This is a genomic window from Massilia sp. P2_C2, assembly GCF_056404615.1.
In genome coordinates, this window is sequence record NZ_JBFUDR010000554.1 from 1 (window position 1) to 1,876 (window position 1,876).

Here is a 1,876-nt window from a genome sequence, read left to right on the forward strand (position 1 = left end):
CCGAGCAGGCCGCGCCGGCCGATGCCGCGGCCGGTACGGATGCCGCACCGGCCGCTGGCAAGGCGCCGGCAGCGAAAGCTGCGGAACCGAAAGCTGCGGAACCGAAGGCTATAGAAGCGAAAGCCACCAAGCCGGCAGCGAAGACTGCGGAACCGGGCGCGAAGCCGGTTGTGAAGCCGGCTGAAAAAACGGCTGAAAAAACGGCTGCAAAACCGGCGGAAAAATCGGCAGCCACCGAGCAGCATCCGAAGGCCACCGCCGTCCGCAAGATCGATGCGGACGGCCAGCCGAAACCCGCCGTGCGCAAGGCGGACGCCGAGGCGCAGGCCAAGCCCGTGCGCAAGCCGGCCGCGAAGCCCGATGCCGACACGGATGTGCCGCCCAAGGCGCAGCGTGCCAAGCCGCCGGCCGTCGAAGAAGTGCTGCAGTGACGGCGCGCCGGATTGACCCGGCGCAGGGGAGCGGGGCCGCATGAGGCGGCCCCAACTGCGTAAATTCAGCCTGGTGTCGTTGCGCGACCTGCTCGTGGCGGCGGCGCCGACGGTCGTGCTCGTGCTGGTCGCGTGCGTGGTYGCCTATATCGTCGTCGATCCGGCGCCGCCGCGCCACGTCGTCCTCGCGACGGGACAGGACAACAGTGCCTATGAGGAATTCGGCCGCAAGTACGCGGCCGTCCTCGCTCGCGACGGCATCAAGGTCGACCTGCAGCGCTCGCTCGGTTCGGAAGACAATCTGCAACGCCTCGTCGACGGCAAGGCCGACATCGCCTTCGTGCAAAGCGGTTCGACGAGCGAGGTCCAGGCCGAGCGGCGCGGCCTCATGTCGCTCGGCAGCCTGTTTACGGAACCGGTCTGGTTGYTCCTGCGCACGCACGATGCCGACGGTCGCCGGCTCGACGTTCACAGTCTCACGCAGTTGAAGGGCCTGCGCATCAACCTCGGCCCGGAAGGGACGGGCGTACCGAAGCTGTTCCGCCAGATATTGGCCGTGAACGGCCTGGAGCCCGGCCAGCTGACGATGTCCTCGCTGGAGAACACGCCGGCCACGGTGGAATTGCTGGCGGGACGCATCGACGGTCTCGTATTCAGCTCCGCGCCGGAAGCCCCGCTGATCCAGATGCTGCTGCAAACGCCCGGCATCCGCCTGTTCAATTTCCGCCAGGCCGAAGCGTACACACGCAGGCTGCCGTTCCTGACGCACGTCGTGCTGCCGCGCGGGATCGTGGACATCGGGCGCGACATCCCGGCCCAGGACGTCCACCTGATCGCACCGACCGCGACCCTCGTCGCGCGCGAAGGCCTGCATCCCGCGCTGGTCGACCTGTTCGTAAAGGCCGCCATGGAGATCCATGGCGGCACCGGCTGGTTCCAGCAACAGGGCCAGTTCCCGTCGCCGCGCTACACGGAGATCCCGGTGGCGCGGGAGGCGGCCAAGTATTTCCGCGACGGTCCGCCCTTGCTGCAGCGCTACCTGTCGTTCTGGCTGGCGAACCTGTTCGACCGGCTGTGGGTCGTGGTGGTGGCGCTGGCGGCGCTGATCATTCCGCTGTCGAAGATCGTGCCGCCGCTGTACGTGTGGCGCATCCGCTCGCGCGTGTACCGCTGGTACGGCCAGCTGCGCGCCGTCGAGCAGGCGCTGGAAACCGCGGCGGACGGGCACCGCGAACAGGCGCGCGCCGACCTGCTGCGCCGCCTCGACGACATCGAGCAGCGCGTGAACCATATCTCGATTCCGCTCGCGTACGCGGATGCGTTGTACGGCCTGCGCAGTCACATCAACTTCGTGCGCCAGCGCGTGCGCGTCACCTTGGCACCGCCCGCCGCGACGCCGCAGCGCCGGGCCGGTGACGGCGTGTAGGGTGGGCACCGCTGTGCCC

General features: G+C 68.7%; 1 protein-coding gene and 1 pseudogene. Both read left to right on the top strand.

Annotated elements, in window-relative coordinates:
- Nucleotides 1-431, top strand: a pseudogene (locus AC1DYX_RS30750) (transcriptional regulator); the annotation flags it as partial.
- Between the two features lie 40 nt (nucleotides 432-471).
- Nucleotides 472-1,857, top strand: a complete 1,386-nt coding sequence (locus AC1DYX_RS30755) for a TAXI family TRAP transporter solute-binding subunit (protein WP_477265957.1) — start codon at nucleotides 472-474, stop codon at nucleotides 1,855-1,857.
- The last annotated feature ends 19 nt before the right edge of the window (nucleotides 1,858-1,876 follow it).